Source organism: Jeongeupia sp. USM3 (assembly GCF_001808185.1).
Lineage (GTDB): Bacteria > Pseudomonadota > Gammaproteobacteria > Burkholderiales > Chitinibacteraceae > Jeongeupia.
The window spans coordinates 3,351,863-3,370,693 of the sequence record NZ_CP017668.1 but is presented as its reverse complement, the minus strand read 5'-3'; the positions used below and the strand labels follow the sequence as shown (position 1 = coordinate 3,370,693).

General features: G+C 65.9%; 11 protein-coding genes and 1 tRNA gene. 5 read left to right on the top strand and 7 right to left on the bottom strand.

What is annotated here, in order from left to right; translation table 11 throughout:
* Positions 1 to 37: 37 nt before the first annotated feature.
* Genes recD through recC form a run of 3 tightly spaced genes read right to left on the bottom strand, consistent with a single transcriptional unit; the run spans position 38 to position 9,074 of the window.
* Positions 38 to 2,017, bottom strand: coding sequence for an exodeoxyribonuclease V subunit alpha (gene recD, locus BJP62_RS15925; RefSeq protein ID WP_070531194.1), 1,980 nt, complete (start codon positions 2,015 to 2,017; stop codon positions 38 to 40).
* The gene (gene recB, locus BJP62_RS15920) at positions 2,014 to 5,613 is read right to left on the bottom strand and encodes an exodeoxyribonuclease V subunit beta (RefSeq protein ID WP_070531192.1); all 3,600 of its coding nucleotides are present in this window, start codon (positions 5,611 to 5,613) and stop codon (positions 2,014 to 2,016) included. Before recB ends, recD begins: the two co-directional genes overlap by 4 nt.
* On the bottom strand, positions 5,610 to 9,074 hold the full coding sequence (gene recC / locus BJP62_RS15915; protein WP_145927233.1) for an exodeoxyribonuclease V subunit gamma: 3,465 nt from the start codon (positions 9,072 to 9,074) through the stop codon (positions 5,610 to 5,612). The genes recB and recC overlap by 4 nt, the downstream gene beginning before the upstream one ends.
* 535 nt (positions 9,075 to 9,609) lie before the next feature.
* Between recC and BJP62_RS15910 the strand changes: the two genes are divergently transcribed.
* From BJP62_RS15910 to BJP62_RS15890, 5 genes are all read left to right on the top strand, one after another.
* Complete coding sequence (locus BJP62_RS15910) at positions 9,610 to 10,560, top strand: IS481 family transposase (protein ID WP_070529791.1); 951 nt, start codon at positions 9,610 to 9,612, stop codon at positions 10,558 to 10,560.
* Positions 10,561 to 10,698: 138 nt separating this feature from the next.
* Positions 10,699 to 13,569 (top strand): type VI secretion system Vgr family protein, encoded by a 2,871-nt coding sequence (locus tag BJP62_RS15905; protein ID WP_070531188.1) that lies wholly within the window; start codon positions 10,699 to 10,701, stop codon positions 13,567 to 13,569.
* Positions 13,570 to 13,574: 5 nt separating this feature from the next.
* Complete coding sequence (locus BJP62_RS15900; protein ID WP_070531186.1) at positions 13,575 to 14,810, top strand: VRR-NUC domain-containing protein; 1,236 nt, start codon at positions 13,575 to 13,577, stop codon at positions 14,808 to 14,810.
* Between the two features lie 25 nt (positions 14,811 to 14,835).
* Positions 14,836 to 16,023 (top strand): type VI immunity family protein, encoded by a 1,188-nt coding sequence (locus tag BJP62_RS15895; RefSeq protein ID WP_083300965.1) that lies wholly within the window; start codon positions 14,836 to 14,838, stop codon positions 16,021 to 16,023.
* Positions 16,024 to 16,060: 37 nt separating this feature from the next.
* A complete protein-coding gene (locus BJP62_RS15890) occupies positions 16,061 to 16,528 on the top strand; it encodes an AP2 domain-containing protein (RefSeq protein ID WP_083300964.1) in 468 nt (155 codons plus the stop codon).
* Here the strand turns inward: BJP62_RS15890 and BJP62_RS15885 are convergent.
* The 4 genes from BJP62_RS15885 to BJP62_RS15875 form a co-directional block, all read right to left on the bottom strand.
* Positions 16,508 to 17,164, bottom strand: coding sequence for a DNA adenine methylase (locus tag BJP62_RS15885; RefSeq protein ID WP_070531182.1), 657 nt, complete (start codon positions 17,162 to 17,164; stop codon positions 16,508 to 16,510). The two genes, BJP62_RS15890 and BJP62_RS15885, sit on opposite strands and share 21 nt — an antisense overlap.
* The gene (locus tag BJP62_RS18165) at positions 17,165 to 17,320 is read right to left on the bottom strand and encodes a Com family DNA-binding transcriptional regulator (RefSeq protein WP_083300963.1); all 156 of its coding nucleotides are present in this window, start codon (positions 17,318 to 17,320) and stop codon (positions 17,165 to 17,167) included.
* Positions 17,321 to 17,393: 73 nt separating this feature from the next.
* Positions 17,394 to 18,374 (bottom strand): IS481 family transposase, encoded by a 981-nt coding sequence (locus tag BJP62_RS15880; protein WP_070531180.1) that lies wholly within the window; start codon positions 18,372 to 18,374, stop codon positions 17,394 to 17,396.
* A 350-nt stretch (positions 18,375 to 18,724) separates the two neighbouring features.
* Positions 18,725 to 18,801: transfer RNA gene (locus BJP62_RS15875), tRNA-Pro, on the bottom strand.
* Positions 18,802 to 18,831 lie beyond the last annotated feature (30 nt).

Sequence of the window (18,831 nt, the reverse complement as noted above, 5' to 3'; positions counted from 1 at the left end):
GCGGCCAGCGTCCCGCCGGCCGCCCCGCTCCCTCCGGCTAGCCGTCGAGCAGGCCGCTGGCGCGCTGGACCCGCCGCGCGATCGCCGCGTCGAACACCTTGCGGTCGCCCACGAGGCTGAACCAGCGGCGCGCGCGGGTGATGCCGGTGTAGACGAGTTCGCGCGTCAGCACCGGGTTCAGCCGGTCGGGCAGCAGCAGCGCCGCATGGGTGAACTCCGACCCCTGCGACTTGTGCACCGTCATCGCGAACACGGTCTCGACCGCCTGCAGCCGGCTCGGCAACACCCAGCGGATGCCGCCGTCGCCGGACGGAAACGCGACCCGGAGCTGCCAGCCGCCGTCATGCGGCAGCGCCAGCGTGATGCCGACGTCGCCGTTCATCAGCTTCAGCCCGTAGTCGTTACTGGTCACCAGCACCGGCCGGCCGAGATACCAGCCCTGATGCGCCGGCAGCAGCCCATCCTCGTGCAGCAGCGCCGCGATGCGCCGGTTCAGCCCCTCGACGCCCCACGGCCCGCGCCGCAGCGCGCACAGAATCTGGAACTGGCCGTGCGCCTTCAGCACCGCGCGCGCCCAGTCGTCGAACACGTCCTGCCCGGCGGTGGCCGGCGGCTGCTCGCGCCTCAGCAGTTCGAGGTAATGCCGGTAGCCGACCGGTTTGTCGTCGCCGGCGAAGCGGGCCAGCGCACCGTCGGCCGCGCCATCGACCACCAGGGGGCGCAGCGCGGTGTTCGCCGGCAAGCGCGCCAGGTCGGCATGGCCTTGCTCCCAGACTCGCCGCACCGTCTTGATGTCGCCATCGTTCACCGCTTCGGCCAACTGGCCGATGCCGCTATCGGCGCTGAAGCGGTGGCTGTGCCTGAGCATCGCCACCGCCTGGTCCAGATCGCCGCCGACCAGATCGAGCAGTTGCGGGTCGATGTCCTCGCCGGTTGCCGCAAACAGCCAGTCGCGCGTTGCCGGCGTGTAGCGGCCCTCGCGCGCGTGCCGGCACAGCTCGCCGAGCACCGCGCCGGCCTCGACCGAGGCGAGCTGGTCCTTGTCGCCGAGCAGGATCAGCCGCGCCGCTGGCGGCAGCGCTGCGAGCACGCTGGCCATCATTTCCAGATCGATCATCGACGCTTCGTCGATCACCAGCACGTCGAGCGCCAGCGGGTTGCCGGCGTGGTGGCGGAAGCGCCGGCTGTCCGGCATCGGCCGCAGGAGCCGGTGCAGCGTCGTCACCTCGGTCGGGATCGCCGCGCGGACGCGCTCGCCATCGGGCAGGCCGGCCAGCGCCAGCTTCTGCACCGCGCCGGCGATCGACTCGTTCAGCCGCGCCGCTGCCTTGCCGGTCGGTGCGGCAAGCCGGATGCGCAAGGCACCGCCGTGTCCGAGCGCCAGATGCTGCAGCAGCGCCAGGAGCTTGACGACCGTCGTCGTCTTGCCGGTGCCGGGGCCGCCGGTGATGATGCTGAATGCGTTGCCGGCCGCCAGCGCGCACGCGAGCTTCTGCCAGTCGCTGCGGTCCCCGGTCTTGGGGAACAGCACGTCGAGCGCGGCGCGCGACGGCGGCAGCGTGGCCCGGAGCCGTTCGCCATCGGCCAGCCGCGCCGTGATCGCATCGCGGACATCGCACTCGTAGCGCCAGTAGCGGCGCAGGTAGAGCCGCGGCCCGGCCAGCACCAGCGGCGTGTTGCCGTCGCCGGCGGCGACCAGCGCCGGGTGCTGCAGCGCCTGCCGCCAGCGCGGCAGGTCGACGCCGGCGAGCACCGCGGCCGGCAGCAGCGCGTCGCTCTCGTCGCCGTCGGGCGGCAAGGACAGCACGAAGCTGCTGTCGGCCAGTGTCGCCTCCAGGTCGAGGCAGACGTGGCCGCGACCGAGCTGGTGGCTGGCGAGCGCCGCGGCGAGGATGGCCAGCGGGTCGGCGTCGGGCGCCTCGCCGGCGAGGAAGGCGGCAAAGGCGTGGTCGAGCGCGCGCAGCCAGCCGCGTTCGGCCCAGGCGGCGAGCAGCGCCAGCATGTCGTTCATCGTCATACGCCCTCCTTTGCGGCGAACAGCAGCTCGAGTTCGTCGATCAGCGCGCGGGACGGCCGCTCGAAGTGCAGCCCCTGCGTCGGCGCCGACGTCCCGCGCAGGAACAGGTAGAGCGCGCCGCCGACGTGGCGGTCGTAGTCGTAATCGGGCAGCCGCGCCTTGAGCAGCCGGTGCAGCGCGAACAGGTAGAGCACGTACTGCAGCTCGTAGCGGTGCGCGAGCACGGCATCGCGCATCGCCGCCGGCGTATAAGCGCCGTCGTCGGGGCCGAGCCAGTTGGATTTGTAATCGGCGACGTAATAGCGCCCGTCGTGCTCGAACACGAGGTCGATATAGCCCTTGAGCATGCCGTTGAGTTTTTTGGGCAGCAGCGCCGGCCGTGGTGCGGCGGCGAGCGTGTGCGCGCGGACCAGCGCATCGAGCCGGCCGCAGTCGGCATCGCTCACCGGGAACCAGAACTCCATTTCCTGCCGGTAGCGGCCGAGCGCAGCCAGCGTGAACGGTGCGGCATCCGGTGGGGCGAAACGCGTGGTCAGCAGCCGTGGCAGCCACTCGGCCAGCGGATCGATCCAGCGGTCCCAGCCGCGCACGGTGCTGCGCCGCGCGATCAGGTCGCGGCGTTCGTCACGGCACTCGTCCGCGCCGGACGCCGCCGACTTGAAGCCGTGCCGCCCCGCCCATTCGAGCAGGCCGTGCAGGAAGCTGCCCGGCCCCGGGCCGCGCGGAAACGCGTGCAGCTCGCCCGTCGGGGTTTGGGCTGCCGGAATGGGCTCGGCATCGTCCGGCGCCGACTCGCGGCCCTGCGCGTAGACGTCCTCGGCCGCCGAGTCGGCCGCTGCGGCGCGCTCGCTCGTCAGCCCCGAATAGCTGGCGATCCACCACGGCGCACGCGGCGCCGGGTCGGGGCGGCGTCGGGGAGCGGGCGCACGCCCGGCGGCGTCGTCGACATAGACCGCCGCGCTCGCCGGCGGCGCCGGCACGACGCCGATCTCGGCGCGGTCGCCCTTGAGCGCCAGCAGCGCCGCCTGCAGGTCGGCCACCGGCTCGCCGCCGGCGAGCAGATAACCGGGCGCACTCTTCTCGAAGTCCTTGAGCGGCGCCAGCCCGATCCAGGTTGCATAGCGCGCGCGCGTCAGCGCAACGTAGAACTTGCGCAAGTCCTCGCCGAGCCGTTCGCGGTCGGCCAGCGCCGCGGCGCCGGCATCGGCACTCAGCGCCAGTTGCAGCTCGCCTTGCGCGTCGTGCCACTTCAGCGGCAGGTCGTCGGACTTGGTCACGCGGAAGGCGCCGGCAAACGGCAGGAAGACCAGCGGATATTCGAGCCCCTTGGACTTGTGGACGGTGACGACCTTGACCAGATCGGCATCGCTATCGAGCCGCAGCTTGCGCGCGTCGCCACCGCCCTGCTCGTCGGCACGCTGTTCGGCCATATGGCGGATCAGCGCGTGCTCGCCATCGAGCTGGACGCTCGCCTGTTGCAGCAGCTCGGCCAGATGGAGCAGGTCGGTCAGCGCGCGCTCGTTGCCGGCAAGCCGCCGCGGCACGCCGAAATCGTGCAGCAGCCGGCGCAGCATCGGCAGCACGCCCTGACGGCGCCAGCACTGCCGGTAGTCGCGGAACTGCAGCACGCGCGCCTCCCACAGCGCCTCGTTCTGGCCCAGCGCGTCGAGGTCGGCCCACGACAGCGCCAGCGACGGCGTCGCCAGCGCCGCGCGCAGCAGCCTGTCGTTCTCGGGTTCGGCGCACGCGGCGAGCCAGCGCTGCAGCTCGTCGGCCTGCGGGCTCTGGAACACCGACTCCTTGTCGGAGAGATAAACGCTGCGCACACGCCGCGCCGCCAGCGCCTGCCGCAGCGCCTGTGCCTCCTTGCCGGTGTTGACGAGCACGGCGATATCGCCGGCCCTCAGCGGCCGGCGCGCCGTCTCCGCCGCATCCGCCGGATCGAAACCGGCGCGCCCCGCCTGCGCCAGAGCCAGCAGCCGGACGATTTCGCTTGCGCACGTCGCCGCCATCGCCTGCGTATAGTCGCCGCGCGACTCGTGCTCGGCGAACCAGCACGTCAGCGCGGCGACGTCTTCGCCGTCGACGACGAAGGCATCGTCGCGCCCCTTGGCGGCGACCTCGGTGAACGGCAGCGTGTCGCGGAACAGGAAGGCACCGGCTTCGTACGGCTCGGCCGCGCCGAAGACGCGGTTGACGGCGGCCACCATCGCCCGCGTCGAGCGGTAGTTGGTCGCCAGCGTGTAGTGCCGGCCGCCGGTCGCACGGCGGGCGCGCAGATAGGTATGGATGTCGGCGCCGCGGAACGCGTAGATCGCCTGCTTCGGGTCGCCGATCAGCACCAGCGCGCGCGACGGGTCGGTGTCGGCAACGCGGTAGATCGTGTCGAATATCCGGTACTGCAGCGGGTCGGTGTCCTGGAACTCGTCGATCAGCGCGACCGGAAACTGGCTGCGGATCAGCTCGGCCAGCCGCGTGCCGTTGGGGCCGGCGAGCGCTGCATCGAGCCGGGTCAGCAGGTCGTTGAAACCCATCTGCGCGCGCTTGCGCTGCGCATCCGCGAAACGGCCGGCGACCCAGTGCGCAGCGTGGCGCAGCAGCTCGGCGCGCGATGCGACCAGCCGGTCGCGCAATGCGATCAATTGTTCGATCGCCTCCAAGGCAGGATGTGCAGGCGGCTCCCCTGCTTTCCACACCTCGGCCAGACGAGACGGAGCAAGCCGGCGCCATTGGCCTTCGCTCTTTTTTTCGTCTACCGGAAAAATCAGAGCCGCCGTATCCCGCCATTCTCGCAACAAGTTCAGCCCTTTGTTGCACGTAGCCTGCCGGCATTTCTGGCCATTGATTTTTTTGGCGGCGTAAGCATCGTCGAAAAACGCCTGCAGCTCGTCGACCCATGCCGCCCACGGTGCCTTGATCTCGGCTAGCCGCTCCGCGGGCAGCGCAATCGCCACCTGTGGCGGTGCGCCGTCGCCGATCGCGGCGACGTGTTCGAGCACGTTGGCCAGATCCTGCTGCAGCGCATCGGGCGTGCGCCAGAAGCCCTGCACGGTCGCCGCCTCGGGCAGCGAGAGCGGGTAGTACCACGTCCGCCAGTAGTCGCGCACGACTTCGGCAAGCAGCTCGCTCTGGTCGGTTTCGAGCGTCTGCGTGAACAGGTTGCCGCTGTCGAACGCATGCTCGGCCAGCATCCGGTGACACCAGCCGTGGATTGTCGACACGGCCGCCTCGTCCATCCATTCGGCCGCGAGCTGCAGCTTGCGCGCGCAGCCGGCCCAGCTGTCCGGCGGATAATCGTCGCGCAGCGCGCGCAGGAAACCGTCGCCGTCGCCGTCGCCGAGAAAGTACGCGGCGGCCTCGGCGAGCCGCGCGCGGATCCGGTCGCGCAGCTCCTTGGTCGCCGCGTCGGTAAAGGTCACGACGAGGATGTCGGGCGGGTTCAGCGCACGGCCGAACGCCGCGTCACCGCCATGCCCGAGCACCAGCCGCACGTAGAGCGCCGCGATCGTGAACGTCTTGCCGGTGCCGGCGCTGGCCTCGATCAGCCGGCTGCCGTGCAGCGGAAAGGTCAGCGCGTCGAGCGCGGTCGGGCTCATGCCTTGTCTCCATCGTCGTCGAGCGCGTCGGACAGCGGCCGCAGCAGCCGGTCCGCCCACAGCGCGAACTCACCGTCGGCCCACAGCGCGTCGAAGCCCGGCCACGCGCGCATCAGGTAGGGGCTGTCGTTCAGTTCGGCGTGGCGGCCGAAACGGGGGTCGTGAAGTTCGTAGCACTCGCGCGCGGCCTTGCCGGCAGCGCCGTCGGTGCCCGTACCGGTGCTGCCGCCGTGGCCGAGCCAGGCAAAGCCGGTCTGCACCGCCAGCGGCAAGGGCCGGGTCATGCCTTCGTTCCATGCGCCAAGCAGCGCCAGCCAGTGCGCGGCGGCTTCGTCCGGGGCCAGCGGCGGCAGCGTGACGGTGGCGTCCTTGGCGACGATGACGCTGGTCATCTCGCCTTCCAGGTGCCCGGCCAGATGCGCGATCCAGAACGGGATCAGCTTGTCGCGGCGGTAATGCCGCTCCTTGATCAGCTTGCCGCTGTCGAGCAGTACCCTGCCGCGCTCGCCCGCCGTATTGCGCCGCAGGCCGGTCAGCCAGTCGGCAACGGCCGGCGTGCCCCGGTCGCGCCCGGCCTCAAAGCCGATCTCTTCGTCGGCAACCTCGTCGGGCCACGCCGCCGACGCTTCGGCGTAGCGTGCGAACAGCCCGTCCATCGGCTCGGCCAGCCTGGCCCGCTCGGTGTCGGCGAAAACCGGCAGCTCGCCGCGCCGGGCGATCCGGTCGAGCCGGTTTGCCAGCGCCGCCTCGCGCGATTCGCCGCGGCGCAGCGCCACAAGCTGCGCCTGGATCAGCTCGTGCTGCAACTGCCAGTTCTGCAACGCGTCGAGCGCGAACGGCTCGTGCTCTTCGCCGGCGCGGTCGGCCTGCTCGAAGTACACGCCAAGGCGCTGGCGGAAAAACGCCTCGACCGGCGCCCTGACGAAGTCGGCCAGCTGTTTCAGTGTCAGCGGTGCCTCTGGCGTCCACGGTGCCAGCGGTGCCTCGGGCTTCCATGCCGGCAGCGCCGCGTGTGCGTCGTCATCCGCCACGCCGCCCTGCCACTCGTACGCATAGCTGAACAGCCGGCCTTCGCCGCTGAAATAGGCGCGGTCGAACGGCTGCAAGCGGTGCTCGACGGTCAGCGCGTCGAGCAGCTCGCCGCCCTCCGTGCGCCAGCCGGCGGCCAGGTGGTCGCGCAACTGGGCGACGAGCACCGACGGCGGCCGTTCGCTGTCGTCGTGGATGCTGCGGCCGACCCAGCCGATGTGCAGCGCATCGCGCGCCGACAGCAGCGCCTCGAGGAACAGGTAGCGGTCGTCCTCGCGACGCGAGCGGTCGCCGGGCCGGTAGTCGCGGGCCATCAGGTCGAAATCCATCGGCACGCGCGTGCGCGGGTAGTCGCCGTCGTTCATCCCGAGCAGGCAGACGTGGCGGAACGGGATCGCGCGCATCGGCATCAGCGTCGCGAACGTCACCGCGCCGGCAAGAAAAGGCTGGTTCAGCCCCGGCTGGTCGAGTTGTGCCAGCCAGTGTTCGCGCACGACCGACGGCGGCAGCGGATCGGCCAGCTTCGCGGCAGCGCATGCGGCCAGCCAGTCCTGCAGCGCCTGGTCGAGCGTCAGCAGCGTAAAGCCGTCGTCGTCGCTCCCGGCGTCGAAGAAGTCGTCGAGCAGTTGCCGCAGCCGTACGCCCCACTCGCTCGGCGTCGCCGGTTCGCGCAAGGTGCGCCAGCCGGCTTCGAGCCGCTCGACCACGCGGACCAGCGGGCCGAGCAGCGCGGCGTCGAGTCCGCCGATTTCGTCCATCGGCTCGATGCCGTCCCAGGCATCGCCGGCGCCGACCGCGTAACCGAACAGCATCCGCCGCAGCCCGAAGTCCCAGCTGTTCTGCGCCAGCCCCGGCGGCAGCTCGAGCTTTTCGCGCTGCTCGGCATGCAGGCCCCAGCGGATGTTCGCGTCGGCGATCCAGCGGTGCAACAGCGGCAACTGGTCCTCGTCGATGCCGAAGCGCCGCCGCACCGCCGGCACGTCGAGCAGGTCGAGCACGTCGCCGACGGCAATCCGCGACTCCGGCAGGTTCAGCAACTGCTCGAGCGCACCGAGCAGCGGGTCGTTCTGCCGCCGGCCGACGTCGGCGAGGCTGAACGGGATATGGCGCGGATCGCCGTGGCCGGGCAGGCCGAACACCGCGCGGATATGCGGCGCATAGCTGTTGATGTCCGGCACCATGACGATGACGTCGCGCGGATTCAGCGTCGGATCGGCAGCGAGTGCGGCAAGCAGCTGATCGTGCAGCACCTCGACCTCGCGCTGCGGGCTGTGCACTACATGGAAGCGGATCGACGCATCGCTGGCGGCGACCACCGGCCAGCGCGCACGGCTTTCCGCCAGCGGGCGCAGGTCGCGGATGTCGTCCTGCAACTGCCTGAGCAAGGTGTCGCCGCCGTGGGGCTCGAACAGGTCGATGCGCTGCTGGATATCGAGAAAGCGCTGCTCGTAACGCTCGCGTTCATCGTGCACGTCGAGCAGGCCGATGTAGTCGCGCCCCTGCTTGCCCCAGGCGGCGAGCAGCGGGTGGGCGTGCAGATGCAGCGCCGCATCGTCGATCTGCCCGGGCATGCCCGCCTTGCGCGCCTGGCGTGCGTGAGTCGCGCGCAACAGGTCCTTGTCGGCGACGATGTCCGCCCAGTAGTGCTCGCACGGGTTGTGGACGCACATCAGCACCTGGGTCCAGCGCGACAGCGTCGACAACACCTCGAGCGACTGCTGCGGCAGCGATGAAATCCCGAACACCAGGAGCCGCTGCGGCAGGCCGGCAGGCCGGCCTGTCGTCGTCTCGGCCTGCGCCAGAAAACGCCGGTGGATGTCGGCCCGGCTCGGTTGCGCCTCGCCGATGTCGGCCAGCAGCGCCCGCCACAGACGCGGCTGCCAGCGCTGCGTTTCGGGCAGGGGCTGCCGCCCCTGGCGGCTGGTTGCCAGCACATCGTCGCCATCGGCCCAGTCCGCCAGCCAGTCGGCGCGGTAAACCTGGTACTGGTCGAACAGATCGGCCAGCCGCTCGGCCAACTGGTGGCGCTTGCGCAGATCGGCATCGCCCGCAAGAAAGCGCGCCAGCGGCACGAACGCGGGCTCGGCGAGCATGGCCGGCAGCAGCCGCATCAGCCGCCAGACGAGCAGCGGCTTGTCGAACGGCGACGTCGGCGGCAGATCGCCGAGCACCGCCCGGTAGGCCTGCCAGAGAAAGCGCGACGGCAGCTGCAGATCGAGCGCAGCGGCGATGCCGCAGCCGCCGTCGCCGGTATCGCGCGCCAGCGCCAGCTTCAGCCACTGGGCAATGCCGTTGCTCTGCACCAGCATGACCTCGTTGTCGAGCGGTGCGAGCGGATAGCGCCGCATCCACGTGACCAGCAGGTCGCGCAGCGCCTCCGGCCGATTGCCGTGAATCACCATCAGGCCAGCGGGCATCACCATCTCGTTCATCTGCGTCATCCCAGGAAGCAAGCACGGCCGCGGAGAGCCGGCCGCCATCCCGGAGTATGCCGCGTAACGCGACCGCTGCGCCCGCCCGGCGCACCAATGCAAAACGCCCGCTCAGGCGGGCGTACAAACGAACAAGGGGCTAGCCTGAGCTAGCCCCTTGATTTTACTGGTCGGAATGGCGGGATTCGAACTCGCGACCCCTTGCACCCCATTCAGACGGGCTGTTACTACTCAGGGGCGCGATTCTACTCGGTTTGGCCTGCCGTACTTCTAATATTTTTCACAGGTCGCCCTCGGCCGGAAGCCGCGCAGATACTGGACCATTTTTTGGATTTTAGAAGCCGATCTCGGGCCTGCTGACGCCGATCACGGCCCCCGATCCAGCAGGCTGAACTTACCCCGCAACCATGAGGCAGGAGGCGTCAGGGCGTACTGTCTAGATGTGAAGGTTCAATAGGTTGTTTCGGGTGTTCACCCGGAGAAGTTCTGCGAGACTGGAAATCGCCAACCCCCCAGTCACAGAACAAGACACCGGATGAACACACATAAGAATGCCCGACTGACGTATCTGCGTCGCCTGGAAATGGTTCAGGACATCACCGAGCATGGTTTGTCGACCGCGGCGGCGGCGGCACGCCATGGCGTAAGCGCGGTCACCACCCGCAAGTGGCTGGGCCGCTATCTGGTCGGCGGCGCGGCTGCCTTGCTCGACAAATCCTCGCGTCCCGAGCGCTCGCCACGTGCCATTGCGCCCAGCGTTGCCCTGACGATCATCGAATTGCGTCGCAAGCTGTTCCTGCAGGCTCGCATCGCAAGCTATATCGGCGTGTCCAAAGCAACCGTCAGTCGCGTGCTGCGACACGCAGGGCTATCGCGGTTAAGCGACCTGCAGCCCGCAGAGCCTGTGCAGCGCTACGAGCGCGAAACGCCCGGCGAACTGCTGCACGTTGACATCAAGAAGCTCGCCCGCTTCGAGCAGGTCGGCCATCGCATCACCGGCGATCGTCGCCAGAACAGCCGAAACAGCGGCTGGGAATATCTGTTCGTGGCGATCGACGACCATAGTCGCATCGCCTTCACCCGACTCTACCCCGACGAGCGCCGCGCCAGCGCCATCGACTTCCTGCGTGCGGCCAACGACTACTTCAAAACGCTGGGCGTACCGCTCCAGCGCCTGATCACCGATAACGGGCCCGCCTTCCGCTCCCATGACTTCGGCCGCGTTTGCGTTGAACTGGGCATTAAGCAGAGGTTCACCCGCGCCTACCGACCGCAAACCAACGGCAAGGCCGAGCGCTTCATCCAGTCCGCGCTGCGCGAATGGGCCTACGGCCAAACCTATCAACACTCGGATGAGCGCGGCGCAGTCCTGAGGTATTGGAATCATTATTACAACTGGCACCGTCCGCATCACGGCATCGGCTGCCACGTGCCCATGTCCCGTCTCTCAGCAACGAAAAACAACGTCTTGACTCTTCACATCTAGCTCATACCCCCGCCCCGACGCCATGCGATTTTTCTTACTAAATAATAGGCTGTGTCTTTCTCGAAATTACAGTTTAATTGACTGATAGTCATGAAGTTTTGATAATCGCGAGCTTCCCCCTACCCGCGATCCGTCCCGATGGACCTCTCCAGCCTGCTCGCGTCATTCGCCGCCGCGTTCAACCAGGACCAGCGCTTGCTGTCGCTGCACTTCGCCGAGGGACGCGGCCCGGTGCCGGAGACGCTGCTGCCGCATGTGCTCGAGGGCGAAGCGGCACTGAGCAAGCCCTACCTTTACACGCTGGAATGTCTGTCGGCCGATGCCGGGCTGGAGCTGAAGTCGCTGCTCGGGTTGGCCGTCGAGGTCGACATCCACACCGCCGACGACAGCGAGCAGGTACTGACCGGCGTCGTGACCAAGGTGAAGTCGCTGGGTTCGGACGGTGGTTTTGCCCGTTATGGCCTGACGATCGAACCGCCACTGGCGTTGCTGCGGCATCGCAGGACCAGCCGGGTGTTCCAGTCGCTTTCGGTTCCCGACATCGTCAAGGCCGTCGTTGCCGAGCACCAGGAACGCAATCCGCTGCTGGCAGCTAGCTTTGCGCTGCAGTTCGACCTGAGCAAGGCCTATCCGCCCCGGTCATATTGCCTGCAGTATCGAGAATCCGATCTCGACTTCGTTCAGCGGCTGCTGGCCGAGGAAGGCATTGCCTATCGCTTTGCCTTTGCCGGCGGTGAAGTTCCGGTCACGACGCTGATCGGCTTCGACGATCCGTACCAGCTCGATGCGGCAGCCCAAGCCAAAGTGCGTTTCCACCGCGCCGATGCGACCGAGGAAGCCGATACAATCACCGGCTGGGATTCGAAGCGCCAGCTCGGCACCAGCAAGGTCAGTCTGGCCAGCTTCGACTACAAGCCGGTCAGCACCTCGACGGCCGACGACGACAGCGCGGTCGACCACGGCGATGGTGGCCGGCAGGCCAGCCAGAGTCTCGAAGACTACGATCCGCAGACGCTGTATTACGGTAGTGACGGTGAGGATTTGGGCCGCTATGCCCAGTTGCGCCAGCAGGCCAACGACAGGCTCAGCAAGCAGTTCAGCGGCGAAGGCACGGTCCGGCAGTTCAACGTCGGCGAATGGTTCCAGCTCGACAACCACCCGGCGCACGACTTCGACGCCCCGGAAGACCGGCAATTCACCATCACCCGCCAACGGGTGCAGGCGCGCAACAACCTGCCGGGCGATCTGGTCAGCCAGCTGTCCAAAGCCGTGCTGGGCAGCCCGGCAGAAACGACCAACCCGGCCAACGACGCGCCGTTCCGCACCGACTTCGACGCCCAGCGCCGCGGCATCCCGCTGACGCCGGACTACCAGCCATACAGCAAACCGACCAGCCGCGGCGTGCAGACTGCCACCGTCGTCGGCCCCCAAGGCGGTTCCGCCGACTCAAACTCGGCCGGCGAAGTCCACACCGACGAGCTCGGCCGCATCAAGGTGCAGTTCCACTGGCAACGGACTCAGGAACACCCCGAGTACGGCGCCAGCCTCGACGACAAGTCCTCCTGCTGGCTGCGCGTTGCCATGCCCTCGGCCGGTGCCGGCTGGGGTCACCAGTTCATTCCCCGGGTCGGTCAGGAAGTACTGGTCGACTTCCTCGAAGGCGACATCGACCGGCCGCTGGTCACCGGCGTCGTCTACAACGGCAGCCACCCGGTGCCGGCCTTCAGCGGTGCCGGCAGCCTGCCGGCCAACAAGACCCTCTCCGGCATCAAGACCAAGGAGCACGGTGGCGGGTCATACGGCGAACTGCTGTTCGACGACACGCAGGGCGAAGTCCGCACCAAGCTCTCCAGCGAGCACGGCAAGACCCAGCTCAACCAGGGCTTCCTGATCCACCCGCGCAGCGACGGCAAGGGCACACCGCGCGGCGAAGGCTTCGAACTCCGCACCGACCGGCACGGCGCGATCCGCGCTGGCCAAGGCCTGCTGATCAGCACCGAAGCCGCCAACGGTGCCGGCGGCAACCAGCTCGATCGCAATCAAGCGCAATCCCAGCTCGACGCCGCGTTCGAACTCGCCAGCAGCCTCGGCGACGTCGCCACCCACCAGCTCGCCGACACCGTCGAAACCGGCCCCGAAACCATCAAGGACAACGCCAAGGCCGGCAAGACCCGGCAAGGCCACCTGCACCACCTGAAGGAAGCCTTGAAGAGCTGGGCCGACGGTACGAACACCGCAAAAGACGGTAAAGGCGACCAAGCCGGCCAGCAGCCGCTGATCGTCGTCAGCGCCCCTGCCGGCCTCGCCCAGACCACCCCGCAAAGCCAGGCCATCACCGCCGGCAGCAACCTCGACCTGATCGCCCAGCGCGATACCCAGCAAACCTCGGGAAGACGCTGGATTCACAACGTCGGCGAGCACATCAGCCTGTTCGTTGCCGGGGCGAAGGATCAGATTGCGCTGAAGCTGATTGCGGCCAAGGGCAAGGTGCAGGTCCAGGCGCAGAGCGACAGCATCGATATCAACGCGGCGAAAGACCTGGCCAAAACCGCCAATCAGAAAATTGTCGTCAACGCCGGTCAGGAAATCCTGCTAACGGCGGGCGGTGCTTATATCCGGCTGAAGGGTGGGAATATCGAGATTCATGCACCGGGCAAGATCGATGTGAAGGGCGCAAGTCACAGCTTTGACGGCCCCACGAATATGAATCTTCCTTTACCTAAGTTCCAGCAGACCTACAGTGCGCGCTATCACCTCTCTGACCAGGTCAGTGGGCTGCCGCTGGTCAATACCGCATACGTGTTGCAGCAAGGCGCTGGCCGAACCATCAGCGGCTTTACCGACAAGGACGGCTGGACCTTACCTGCCATCAGCACGCAACCAGAATCGACTCGGCTTGACGTCTTTGAAGCTAAACCAGTGCCAGCGGAAACGCTGCATCTGGCGGGCGGCGGCACGCTGGACTTGACGCTGGAAATGCGTGACGACAACAGCGAACAGCAAGGATAAGGACCATGGGAACACTAACCCAGAAGCCGGTTGGCAACGGCATGACTCGGCTGGAGGAAGACAAGCAGTACGCGAAGCTGCCTGCACCGAGCAACAAGCTGTACCTCACCCCCAAGGCGGATACCGCAGTCAAGACGCCAAGTGTTCGCACCGGCGTCACCAAAACCGGCAAGCGCATCACGATCAATGCGCGGCAGGCAGTGATGAGCGGGCTGATCATTGCCGACGAATGGCTGCATGAGTTCCTGTGGTACTACAAGGCCGAGGTCAGTTTTGATATGCCTTTTGATGATAAAGGCACACCAAGGCCATTTCTCAGTAGCAGCAGCGGGAAAGACTCCAACCGCCGCCATTCACTGACGCCGTTTCCCAAGGGAATGCGAAAGAACTACCTGCGCCGCCCCGATCTCATCATCGTCAAAAGTAAGGCAGTCCGCTGGCCGGGGCGGGCGACTACCGACCACAATGGTGTCGCCCACGGCGACAATCTGCGTCGAGTGGTCGAGGTCAAGTTTCCGGGGGATAGTTTGCAGAGAGACCAGGAAACTGCGTACAAGCAAATCGCCGGTGGCGCGGACCGCTTTACGGTTTTGCACGTCATCCCGCCGAACGAGAAGCAGCGGCAGCCGCGGACAGTACCCAAATCCGTGCCGGTCCTGGCTCCCAGAGGTGATGGCATTCCTCGCGGCGAGAACCGCCGTGTGCCTATATACGGCCCCACACCTTTGCCTTCTCCTGTGTTTTACGAACCATGGCTTGATGATGCATGGAACATCGCGCACAGCCTCGCGCAGCAAGCAGAAGCGTTGGGAGACAAGGTACGTCAAGGCGCCCACCATCTCTCTCAGCAAGTACATGCACAGTTGCTGCAGCACGCGCCCTGGCTGTTCAGCGCCGGGCATTGGATTCAGAGCAAGTCCGGCCAAGCCTGGCATTTTGTCAACGAACAGGGCCAACGCCTTGCCACCTGGACCGCTGCGCAGCTGAAGGCCGCATGGGCGGAAATCCAGCGCCTTACCGATCTGACGCTGAAGACGTTGCGGCAGATCGACTGGACGCAGGTGCTGATGGATATCGGCAAGGGATTACTTGTGATCGCTGCAGTGATCGCCGGCGTCGTCGTGGTTTTTGTACTAGGCGGTTGGCTAGTAGCCGCGCTGGCTGCTTTGGTGGAAATGGGCGCTGCCGCATGGGCTGCAGTCGCCGTCATGCTGGGTGGCGGCACGCTAGCTGCCGCCTGAATCACGCAACAAGGAATGATGTTTGATGGATGCTCAAGAACAAAAACGCATGATGGCCTACGCCGCGATCGCCAACCGGGCCAACTTTATCGACGGCATCCTGCCGGATGGCCAGACCGTGGCAAGGTTGGGGCTGATTTGTACCGTTTATTTCCGCAACGGTGGTCAGCCCGCCACCGGGCAGAAGGTGCTGGCCTGCTTTGATCAGTTCAATGCCGAGTTTGGCCAACACTTGACGGGGCAATTGCATAGCTATTCAAGCCGCTTTTCGAGTCTGCGCAAAGACAGCATTGCCATTGCACGCAAAAAACTGGAAGCCAACACAGCCGAAGGCATGACGATCGAATGGACGCTGCAAAGCCATAAAAATGGTGAAATCGCGCCGGAATACTGCATCAGCACGCTAACGGCCAATGCAGAAAGTGATCCCTACGGCGTGCTGTCTTACCTCAAAATCAAGCTGCCATGGCAAATGCTGCAGGAAGAGGCCGGCGAACAGCAGTTTTTGGACTGGGTGCGCTATTTGTGCGAAGAGCTGGATATTGAGCACGGCTACGCCGGCTTGGCGTGCGAGCTGCCTTTCGATCGGCACCAATATCAGCCGTATGAATTCCAGATTGCACAGCGTTTCAGCGGACTGATGGTCGATTCTGCCCCGCATCTGGATAAAAGCGAACTGAAAGACGGCATCAAAGGCGTCAACTGGCTGACTCTTCTAGGGCCGAGTTTCATTGAACAAGCGGACGGGGAAACTGAATTGTGCCGGCAATTGGCGCTACCGGATGTCCGCGTGGAAAAAACCGCTAACGGCCGCCTGATTATTCAAGCCGGCCTACTCCCTGACGTCGGTGGACCGGAGCGCGGTCATCCGCCAGCGTATGTCGCGGTCAATCGCGTGCTCAAGCCGATTCGAGTGGTCAATCCAGATCAATTGCATACCTGCATGGACGATGCCGAAGGCTTTACCAAACGGAATACCCTAGAATGGTACGCTCGCTTTGACGACCTGGAAGCTGAGCCGGCAGTCTTGGCTGAGCTAACCGATGCGGAACAGCGTTGCGAGTCCGAGCGGCCATGTCCTCGGTCTGGCTATTGGGCAACACCCGCCAAGGAGGATTCCCGTCGCGCTTTCGAGCGAGGCGAGATCATGCCCGACTTCCCCGGCTCGACCTACGGCGCAACGATCTGGTATTGGGATGAGAATCAGGACTAGCGCCGGTTCTGCTACGTGACAGGCCACCGCACCGCCCATGCAACTCGCCCCATTATTTCTCATCGCTGCGCTTGAACGAGACGGCAAACCGTTTTGGCGCGTGCTACTGAAACGGCAAGGCAAGACCCGCCAGAAGCGCTTCTATCACCACCTGCACGGCGGCGAGGCACCGGCCCTCGCCGCCGCGCAGCAGTGGCGGGCTCAGGTCCTGGCCGAGCACCCGCCGTACAGCAAGCTCGACCAAGTCCGGAAGCATCGGCGCAATAACAGCTCGGGTCGCACCGGCGTGTACCTGCAGACGAGCAAGCGCGTGCGCAATGGCCGGCTGGCCAAGCATCAGGTCTGGCAGGCGCGCACCCCGGAGGGCATCACGCCAATACGCACGCGCAGCTTCGCCGTGCGTAAGTATGGCGATGAACAGGCGTTCCGCTTGGCGGTGGCGGCGCGGGAGAATTTCGAGCAGGAGCTCGCCCTTCCCCGCGACCTAGAACAGCCCGCCGTTTGAACCGGCATCCCAGTTGGCGATCACCAGCTCGCCAAATGCGGCCCGCTCGACACCGTCCTGAGCCCGGCCGACCGAATACTTGAGGTTGAGCCGTTCCATCCAGAAGCCGCAGTAGAACAGCGTGTGCGCCCGGTCGTAGCGGCTCATGACGTCATACCACGAGCCGTGTTCGATGTAGACGCCGGAGAGCCGCAGGTGCGCGGCGCTGAGGTTCTCTTCGATCCGGCACAGGTTGATCGGTGGTGCGGTGGTCGCGGTGCCGAAGCTCTGCCCCTGCACCCGGCCGCCGAAGGCATACTGCTGCAGGTAGTAGAAGCGTGCGGCGCGCTGGATGTCGGTCAGCGTGCGGGTGTCGGTGAGCTGTTGCCATTCGAACACCTTGCGGCTGGTCAGCGCCCATTTGAACTGGCGGACGAACTCTTCGAGGTGGTGCTGCACCACCCGGTACAGGTTCACCAGTTCACCGTTCACGTCGTTGAGCACTTCGGTTCTGGCCGGTACCGGCCGCAGGAAGAACAGCGCGGCACCGCCGGCAAACGGCTCGACATAGCAGTCGTGCGGCGGGAACAGCGCCAAGAGGCGGTCGGCCAGGCGGCGTTTGCCGCCGAGCCAGGGAATGATCGGTCGGGATTGCATTCAAGCTCCATCGGTGGCGCTCGCCGGCGCTCTGGCAATGGGGCTCGCGGCCCTCAAATCGTTGATCGCCCCGCATCGGGGGCATTTGATCTGCAGGTGCAGGTAGTGTCCGCGTGCCAATAATTTACGGCAGTGACCGCAGCGAATTTCGTCCATGGGAGTGAGCCTCTGTTGTAAGCTCCGGCCCGCCACTAGCTAGGCGGCAGATGGCCTCGGCTTGGCTCACGGGTTAGGTGTCGGGTTCCGCCTGTTTGTAGACTTTTTTCTTGAACAATTCCGGCCGCTCTTGCTGCCACATTTTCAGCGATTCAACCGGTGACCGGAAGCCCAGCGCTTTTTGCGGGGTGTGATGGTTGTAGGCGATCCGGTAGTCATTCAACGTGACGGCCAATTCCGCTGCACTGGCAAAGCGGGTCTGTTTCACCAGCTCGCTGATCCGGCCGTTAAAACGCTCGACCATACCGTTCATTTGCGGCGTGCGCGGCGGGATCAGCCGGTGCTCGATCCCCAAGGCTGCACAACGGCGATCAAACACGTGCCGTCCGCTCGGGGTCTTGGCTTTGCTGGTGAAGCGGTCGGTGAACTGGCTGCCATTATCGGTCAGCAGTCTCTCGATCTTTATCGGCGCCGCCTTGTACAGGCGCTGCAGGAAGTCGACGCTGCTGGCTTCGGACTGATCCGGGTAGATGTGCAGGAACACCCAGCGGGTGGCCCGGTCGATCGCGACGAACAGGTAGCTGCGCGAGGTTTCGTCGGGCATCTGCGGCAAGTACTTGATGTCCAAATGGAAGTAGCCCGGTGCGTAGTCCTTGAACCCTTTGGAGGGCGCGGCGGGTTCTTCCGGCTGCAGTTGGGCCTGTAGTGCCTTGAGGTTGCCGACGCCTTCGCGCACCAGCAGCCGGTTGATGCCGGATCGGGTGGCGTTCGGATTGAGGAAGCGCTGGGCCACCGCGACCAGGTCGTCGAGCGGCAGCAGCAAGGTGGTGCGCAGGATCAGCACCAGCGCTTCCTGCGCTGGCGACAGTGTGGTGTGCAGGGTATGCGGCCGGTGCGAACGATCGGTGAATTCGTCGCGCGTTTGCCATTTGCGGATGGTGCCCTTGCCGACGCTGTAGCGCAGCATCAGCTCGCTTTGCGAGAGGCTGGAGTGGCGGATTTCCTCGCGGGTGAGCGGTGTGGTGCGGGCATTGCTGTGCAGGCGGTGGCTCATGACTGGCTCGCATTGACGGACTGGGTGATCAAGGTACGCAAAAGGTCACGCGCTTGGAACAGCGGCCAGCTGCGTTTTGGAAGCCAATCAGACGAAACCCAACACTTAACGCAGTGTCCGGAATGAGTTGACCACTACAGGTGACTTATCGGGCGACGCTAAGATAGAGCTTGTGGAAAGACGTCACCCCTCCTTCACCCCCCATGAATTCCACCGCGAAGCGGTCAGCAACAAAAAAGCCCGCTGATGCGGGCTTATCGATGAGCTACTTTGATGAGCAAAATTAGAAGTTCTTCTAATACGAGCCGGAACGACAAAGGGGTTAGCCGAAGCTAACCCCTTGTCTTTTTTGGTCGGAATGGCGGGATTCGAACTCGCGACCCCTTGCACCCCATGCAAGTGCGCTACCAGGCTGCGCTACATTCCGAGAGCTGGGCAGTATAACGGCTTCGCTCCG

Excerpts from the sequence above, each read along its gene's own strand:
- BJP62_RS15910 (WP_070529791.1), top strand. The coding sequence starts at position 9,610 with ATGAACACACATAAGAATGCCCGACTGACGTATCTGCGTCGCCTGGAA.
- BJP62_RS15905 (WP_070531188.1), top strand. The coding sequence starts at position 10,699 with ATGGACCTCTCCAGCCTGCTCGCGTCATTCGCCGCCGCGTTCAACCAG.
- BJP62_RS15900 (WP_070531186.1), top strand. The coding sequence starts at position 13,575 with ATGGGAACACTAACCCAGAAGCCGGTTGGCAACGGCATGACTCGGCTG.
- BJP62_RS15885 (WP_070531182.1), bottom strand. The coding sequence starts at position 17,164 with ATGCAATCCCGACCGATCATTCCCTGGCTCGGCGGCAAACGCCGCCTG.
- recD (WP_070531194.1), bottom strand. The coding sequence starts at position 2,017 with ATGACGATGAACGACATGCTGGCGCTGCTCGCCGCCTGGGCCGAACGC.
- BJP62_RS15895 (WP_083300965.1), top strand. The coding sequence starts at position 14,836 with ATGGATGCTCAAGAACAAAAACGCATGATGGCCTACGCCGCGATCGCC.
- BJP62_RS15880 (WP_070531180.1), bottom strand. The coding sequence starts at position 18,374 with ATGAGCCACCGCCTGCACAGCAATGCCCGCACCACACCGCTCACCCGC.
- BJP62_RS15890 (WP_083300964.1), top strand. The coding sequence starts at position 16,061 with ATGCAACTCGCCCCATTATTTCTCATCGCTGCGCTTGAACGAGACGGC.
- BJP62_RS18165 (WP_083300963.1), bottom strand. The coding sequence starts at position 17,320 with ATGGACGAAATTCGCTGCGGTCACTGCCGTAAATTATTGGCACGCGGA.
- recC (WP_145927233.1), bottom strand. The coding sequence starts at position 9,074 with ATGAACGAGATGGTGATGCCCGCTGGCCTGATGGTGATTCACGGCAAT.
- recB (WP_070531192.1), bottom strand. The coding sequence starts at position 5,613 with ATGAGCCCGACCGCGCTCGACGCGCTGACCTTTCCGCTGCACGGCAGC.